The 6,919-nt window shown below is 63.2% G+C and carries 7 protein-coding genes; 5 read left to right on the top strand and 2 right to left on the bottom strand.

What is annotated here, in order from left to right:
- A partial coding sequence (locus tag VNW74_RS26145; RefSeq protein WP_325682257.1) for a hypothetical protein occupies positions 1–224 on the bottom strand: 224 nt, incomplete at its 3' end.
- Between the two features lie 266 nt (positions 225–490).
- Here VNW74_RS26145 and VNW74_RS26140 point away from each other — a divergent pair.
- Complete coding sequence (locus VNW74_RS26140) at positions 491–1,588, top strand: helix-turn-helix transcriptional regulator (RefSeq protein WP_325682255.1); 1,098 nt, start codon at positions 491–493, stop codon at positions 1,586–1,588.
- Positions 1,589–1,693: 105 nt separating this feature from the next.
- Here VNW74_RS26140 and VNW74_RS26135 read toward each other — a convergent pair whose 3' ends face one another.
- Positions 1,694–2,323: a GntR family transcriptional regulator gene (locus VNW74_RS26135; protein ID WP_325682253.1), complete on the bottom strand. Its 630-nt coding sequence runs from the start codon at positions 2,321–2,323 to the stop codon at positions 1,694–1,696.
- Positions 2,324–2,539: 216 nt separating this feature from the next.
- On the opposite strand from VNW74_RS26135, the gene VNW74_RS26130 reads away from it, so the two are divergent.
- From VNW74_RS26130 to VNW74_RS26115, 4 genes are all read left to right on the top strand, one after another.
- A complete protein-coding gene (locus VNW74_RS26130; RefSeq protein WP_325682251.1) occupies positions 2,540–3,406 on the top strand; it encodes a class II aldolase/adducin family protein in 867 nt (288 codons plus the stop codon).
- A gap of 12 nt (positions 3,407–3,418) precedes the next feature.
- The gene (locus tag VNW74_RS26125) at positions 3,419–4,321 is read left to right on the top strand and encodes an amidohydrolase family protein (protein WP_325682249.1); all 903 of its coding nucleotides are present in this window, start codon (positions 3,419–3,421) and stop codon (positions 4,319–4,321) included.
- The gene (locus VNW74_RS26120; RefSeq protein WP_325682247.1) at positions 4,318–4,668 is read left to right on the top strand and encodes a PrpF domain-containing protein; all 351 of its coding nucleotides are present in this window, start codon (positions 4,318–4,320) and stop codon (positions 4,666–4,668) included. Before VNW74_RS26125 ends, VNW74_RS26120 begins: the two co-directional genes overlap by 4 nt.
- Before the next feature lie 457 nt (positions 4,669–5,125).
- A partial coding sequence (locus tag VNW74_RS26115; RefSeq protein WP_325682245.1) for a fatty acyl-AMP ligase occupies positions 5,126–6,919 on the top strand: 1,794 nt, incomplete at its 3' end.

Genomic DNA, 6,919 nt, shown 5'->3' with positions numbered 1-6,919 from the left:
GCGGCCTTGTTGCTCGGGACTCTCACTGCGGCCGCCGTGCCAAAGATCACTTCTTGTTCGGTGATCAAAATGGGCGCCTCGGCCACCGCGGTTTCCACTACGGGTTCGACGCCAGCGCGCCCCTCTGCGGAGCCGGCTGGTGCCAAATCCGGCCGGTTGAGGCGAGTGGGCGTTTCAGCTGCCGTGGTGATACGTCGCTGGATCCTTGGAAGACTTCCGGTCATGCGTCGATCTCCTTCTTGCGTGTAGGCGCTGCTCAGCCCCGGCATTGCGGCGCTCACTCAGCAAGGACGGCTGCGGCCTTTGCGTCGCGGCTGAGTGCCGTCACCGCTGAGCATGTGTGTAAGAAAACGCCCTGAAACCCGCCCGCGGCCTCATCCGAACAGATGAAATCGGTAAACTTCCAACAAATACACAGGTAATCCCCCTGTTGAATACAGAGGAAGAAGACGTTGACGATTGTTCCAGCGGACCACCGGGAGAGCCGGCCGTGGTCGGGATCGATGACTTCTCGCGCATAGTTTCGGCCATCTACGCCTCGGCGCTCACCCCCGAGAACTGGATTGTGGCCATGGCGGATGTTCGTCGCACGCTCGACGCGCAGAGCGCTGGGTTGTTGATGCCCGATGGAACGGGCCGCTCGATCAAGAGCGCCAGCCTCCCGCAGCAGGCGCAAAATGCCTACAGCGAGTACTACTGCCAGATCGACTACGTACTGGACGCCGTCGAGAAAGGCCCCCTCGGTTTGATACGGAGTGGGCAGCCGCTGGTGGCGTTGAACGCGCGGTCGGAGTTCAACGCGGACTTTATGCGTCCCTACGAGATGGATGACGGATTATTCGTGCGGCTTACCGACGGCTCGACGCCGACATGTTTCCTTGTAGCGGCACCAAGGCGCTCGGTCCCGTTCGATACAGCTGAGCGCGTGAAGTTGGTGAGCGCCCTAGTCCCCCACCTGCAGCAGGCGCTTCGCACCCAAGGTCACCTCGAGCAATTTGCTCAAGGCGCGAGCGACATCGCCCGGGCCGTCGACAGCGTTCGGCACGGCATCGTCGTCGTCGGCGCGGGTTCGGTTGTTATGCACCTGAATTCCGCCGCCGAGCGAATCCTGAAATGCGGCGACGGACTGTGTATACGGTCTGGCAGCGTTGAAGCGACCAGTGCTTCGGCCAACGCTGAGTTACGCCGCAGCATCGTCGGTGCCCTCCTCGAACACCAAAGCAGTCCTCGCGACGGCAATTCCCTTCTGTGCAGACGACCATCCGGGAAGCGTCCGTACGTGATCCACGTGCTGCCATTCAGCCCGACAACCGAGAACATGTCAGCGGCCCGAGCGCTGGTCGTACTCGTGGACCCGGAGCAGCAGCCTGAGCCTCCGACCCAACTTCTGAGGCGCGTATATGGCTTAACGAATGCCGAGGCCGACGTCGCGCTGCGGGTATTGCGAGGTGACGGCCTCAAACCGATCTGTGAGGAACTGTCGCTTTCAATGGCCACAGTTAAGACCCACCTGCAACACATCTTCGATAAGACCGACACACATCGGCAAGCAGAACTAGTGCGCCTTCTGTTGACAATCATTCCGTGATAGCGGTGCAACGCGAAGAAACTCACGGTACCTATTGCCTTGCCCAGGCTGTGACGATAGATCGCGACTTCCAATTCCGTTACGGGCCGTAGGCCGTCGCCAGGTTCAGTAGAACACGTTGTCGGGGAGTGCCATCAGGCGCTGCTTGCCATTGCGGATGTGGCTGCGCATGACTTCCTCGGCGTGTTGCGGATCGCCGGCGAGGATGGCGTCGACAATGTCGCGGTGTTCGGCGAGCGAGTGCCCGCTGAGGGGATGATCGGCGGCGAGCTGGCTGTGCCGCAGTTGCAGGCTGAACGTGAGGATGTGCATGTTCGTGCCGAGCTCGATCAGTCGCGGATTGTCCGACATTCGCAGAATGGCCTCGTGAAGGTCGGCGGCGGCGTCGACCTGCTGGTGGGCGCTGATCGGAACCGACTCGGCCTGGCGCTCGACGAACGATTTCAACAATTCCGCATTGCCCGGCCGACCGATGCCTTCCGCCGCATTGCGCGCTGCCAGCCCCTCCAGCACCTCGCTGATGTCGTAGAGCTGGGCGACCTCTGTGCGGCTCCGCTTGCGAATGGAGGCGCCACGATGCGGCTCGACGACGATGAGGCCTTCACTGGCCAACCGCGAGAATGCCTCCCGCAACGAATTGCGGCCTACACCAAGGTCATTGACCAGGTCGACCTCCACCAGGCGTTGCCCGGGAACGTAGCGCCCGGTGCGAATGCCGTCGCGGAGTGCTACCACCGCACGTTGCGTTCCCGTTAATCCGCTGAGGTCGGGGCTCTGAGTTGGCGCGCTAACCTTCCCGCCGACCACCGGCCTCCCTCTTGGTGCGTGAAATCCGTGGGTCATCCCGTTGAGAACGATTTTACAGGCCCATATTGCCCCTTGCAATCATCCTACAATTCTGTGGTATGAAGGAGATAGGGACGAGCCATGACGAGTAGAGGAAGTGAAGAGATGGCAACCAACACGATCGACTTCGAACAGGTGAAGCGCAGTTCGGGACTCAAGGAGAACGACGGCGGGCCTCTGAACTTCTCGACCGACTTCCCGTCACTGAAGGGCAAAGTCAGCGAGGAGGAATGGAAGGCCCGTGTGGATCTGGCGGCGGCCTATCGCCTCGTCGACATCTACGACATGTCCTACATGATCTACAACCACATCACCGTGCGAGTGCCGGGAACGGAGACCTTTCTGATCAACCTGTATGGGCTGACCTATAAGGAGATCACCGCTTCGAGCCTGGCCAAGGTCGATCTCGACGGTACGGTCGTGTTCAAGCCCGAGGGCACCGACTACGGGATCAACGCCGCCGGCTACGTGATCCACAGCGCAATCCACAAGGCGCGTAAGGATATCAACTCGGTTATCCACACCCATAGCACCGCAGGCATGGCTGTCGCCGCACAGAGGGACGGGTTGCTCCCGCTCACGCAGAACTCAATGCGGTTCGCGGGCAACATCGGCTACCACGACTACGAGGGCCCCGCGCTGTCCATGGATGAGCAAAAGCGTCTGGTCGCCAACCTCGGTAACCACAATGCGATGATCCTGCGCAACCACGGTTTGCTCGCGGCAGGTCCGACTATCGCCGAGGCGTTCAATTACCTCTATCAGCTCGAAACATCCTGCCGTGCACAGGTTCTGGCGCTTTCGGCGGGCAAGGACGGTGTTAGCACCCCGCCCGAGGACGTTGTTGAACTGACGGGCAAGGTGTTCGCTCCCACCACGCTGCGCCGATACGGGCTACTGGAATGGCCGGCCATGCTCCGCAAGGTGGAGGCCGAGACCAAGGACAACGGCTACCCCTACTACGCGAGCTGAGGAAGGTGGATCATGAACAATCCCAACGATTCCGGCAAATCACCACCGCTGAGCCCACCACCTGACCCGGATGAGCACCCGCCGACGCGATACACCGTGCCCGCAGGGGCGGTCGACGCGCACGCCCACATCGTGGGCGACGGGGTCAGCAACCCCTACGTGCCGGAGCGCAGCTTCACACCCGTTCCCGCACCACCAGAGAACTACCTGTCGATGCTCGACGCGACCGACATGACCTACGGCGTCGTCGTGCAGGTCAGCGCCCACGGCACGGACAACTCGCTGATGGTCGAGACGCTCAAAGCGAATCCTGGCCGCCTCCGAGGCATCGCGGTAGCTCCACATAACCTGCCCGACAAGCAACTCGCCGCACTCAAGGACGCCGGCGTGGTCGGACTGCGGCTCAACACTGTGTCCGGCGGCGGGATCGGCCTGGACCACCTGGCCGACTACGAGAGCCTGTGCGAAGAACTCGGTTGGCATCTGCAGTTTCTCGCTCGGGCCGACCGCCTCGAGCCGATCGCCGGTCGGCTGTCCAAGCTGCGCGTGCCCTACGTCATCGACAACATGGGCTACTTCGACGTCGACGCGGGCATCGACTCACCGGGCTGGAAGCAGTTGCTCAAACTCGCCGCCGATGGCGGCTGGGTGAAACTCGACGGGGTGTACCGGCTGTCGAAGACACCGCCGTATGCCGACGCCGTCCCGTTTGCCCAGTCGCTGCTCGACGTCACTGCGGACCGCTGCGTGTGGGGATCAGACTGGCCGCACGTCGGCTTCTGGGGGCCGATGCCCAACGTCGGCGACCTCCTCGACGTGCTCGCCAACTGGGCTCCCGACGCGAGTGTCCGCAATGCGATCCTCGTGGACAATCCGCACGCGCTGTACGGCTTCGGCACGGTGACGGCATCGTGACCGAACAGAGCCTGGTGCCGTTGGTGCTGATGCGCGGGACCAGCAAGGGCCTCTACTTCCACGACGCGCACCTCCCGGCACCCGGTCCGGAACGTGACAGGCTGCTGCTGAGGCTGATGGGCTCACCCGACGTCCTTCAGATCGACGGACTCGGTGGATCACGGCCCATCACCTCCAAGGTCGCCATCGTCGCGCCATCGGCGCGTGCGGACGCCGAGATCGACTACACCTCGGCCCAGGTTGACATCGAACATCCCTCGGCCCTGGCGTCCGCTACATCTAGGCCTGTGACCAGCGTGTTTTCAGTGAGCTGCCGGGAATCGAACCAGGCGCCAAAATCCCGCTGAGCTGTGAAGATGCCGAATTTGAACACGCGAAACGACGGGAATGCACACGAAAGTACCGGGGATTAAGCCTTGGGTGTTGATGGCATCAACACCCAAGGCAGTCTCCGTGAACCTCGTCACATCACACGGCAGAAGTTGCTGACGCGGTCTACAGCGCGCACGAAGGTGGATTTGCCGAGGTATTCGCCGAGATTGCGTCGGCATATCACCGTTCGGCGGCGGTGGCCCGGGTCCCTGGGACGGCACTTCACGCGAAGATGCCGGTAGAGTCCTTGTCAGGCTAAGGTCGTCCGGCGATCGGGGAGGTAACGGATGGCTGCCGACGCTCGCCGACGTCGCCCTGCGGCGAGATCTCGCCAGGCAACGCAGTGGCGTCGGCGTCCCGTGATTGAGGTCAGGATCAGGTAACGAGATGCCAGCGGACGCGGATTCACCCTCGGCAACTTTGCTAGACGTTATGCGGCAGCGGGCCGAGCGCTATCAGGACAAGATTGCTTTCGACTATTGCCACTATTCCCCCGGTGGGGAAGAACATAGCCGGCTTACCTATCACGAGCTGGACGTCAGGGCTCGAGCAATCGCGTCCACTTTGCACCGACAGGGCGCTACCGGCGAACGCGTATTGGTCCTATGCCCCTCGGGCTTGGACTTCGTCGCCAGCTTCTTCGGATGTATCTACGCCGGAGCCGTCGCGGTACCAGTGCATCCGCCGGTGCGCAACCGGGTAATGGGCCGCGTCGCGTCGATTGTCGCGGATGTGCAAGCCGGCTTCGTCCTCACCACCGCCAAGTTGGAGGCCGAGCTCAAGGCCGCGGTGGACGACTTGGCCGACGGGAATTCCCTGCAGTGGTGCGCCGTGGATGCCATCACGCCGGACGGCGCCGCGGAGTGGGTCGCGCCAGACGTCGACGCGAACACAGCCGCCTTTGTGCAGTACACGTCGGGTTCAACGAGTTCGCCGAAGGGCGTTGTGGTGACGCACCGTAACGTGCTCCACAACCTGGATGCTATCCGTCAGGCGTGGGGACGCGGACACGACAACGCGATCGGCGTGTTCTGGCTGCCGCTCCATCACGACATGGGTCTCATCGGCGGTGTCCTCGAAGGACTTTACGTCGGCTGCACTTCCTTCCTTATGCCGCCTGAGGCGTTTATTGAGCGCCCAATGCGCTGGCTGGAAGCGATTTCCCGGCACCGCGGCACGATCACCACCGCGCCGAACTTTGCCTACGAGCTCTGCGTCGACCGCAGCAGTGCGGAGGAACGCGCGGCGCTCGATCTGTCCACCTGGACGACGGCCATGTGTGGTGCGGAGCCGGTTCGGGCCGCCACCCTGCAGCGGTTCGCCGATGCCTTCGGCCCGGCCGGTTTCCGGCCGGAGGCGTTCAACCCGGTATATGGGATGGCCGAGTCCACCCTGCTGGTTTCCGGTAGATCGGATTGGGCCGTGCCGGTGGTGCGACACCTCGACGGCGTCGCACTACGCGAACAGCATGTCGTGACCGTCACGCCAGAGCACCCGGCCGCCACGTCGTTCGTCGGCTGCGGCCGCGCTCAGCGCGGCCATGAGATCGTCATCGTGGATCCGGCGACCCGGCGGCCATCTGCGAACAGCGCGGTTGGGGAGATCTGGCTCGCCGGCGGGAGCATCGCCCAAGGCTATTTGGGCAGGCCCGCCGAAACGGAGGAGACTTTCTCGGCGTTCCTAGCAAGCAGCGGGACAGCTACCGGGAAAGGCCCGTTCCTGCGCACTGGTGACCTGGGCTTCCAGATGGACGGCGAGCTGTTCCTCACGGGCCGGCTGAAAGATCTCGTCGTGATCCGCGGCCGCAATTACTACCCCGAAGACATCGAGAGGACGGCGCAGGACAGCCATCCGGCGCTGCTGCGCGGTCGGGGGGCCGCCTTCTCGGGCACGCCGCAGTCGGGTGGCTCCGAAGCGCTCATCGTCGCGCAGGAGGTCGACAGTGATCGGATTGCTGACGTCGACGTCAGCGAGGTTATCGACGCTATCCGCACCGCGATCACCGAACAACACGAGATCCAGCCGGACGCCGTGGCGCTGTTGGAGCCGTTACGGATCCCGACAACGTCGAGCGGAAAGATCCGGCGGAGCAGCTGTCGGCAGCGCTTTCTCGACGGCGACCTCGACGTGTTGGCCGAGTGGCACGCACCGTTGCTAACCGATCCCCGCCCGGCCGCACCGGCTGCCGATCAGGCACCGGTCGGCGAAAGACGCGGCGCGGAGGAC

This window comes from Mycobacterium sp. (assembly GCF_035570115.1).
Lineage (GTDB): Bacteria > Actinomycetota > Actinomycetes > Mycobacteriales > Mycobacteriaceae > Mycobacterium.
This window is presented reverse-complemented; position numbering and strand designations above follow the sequence as displayed.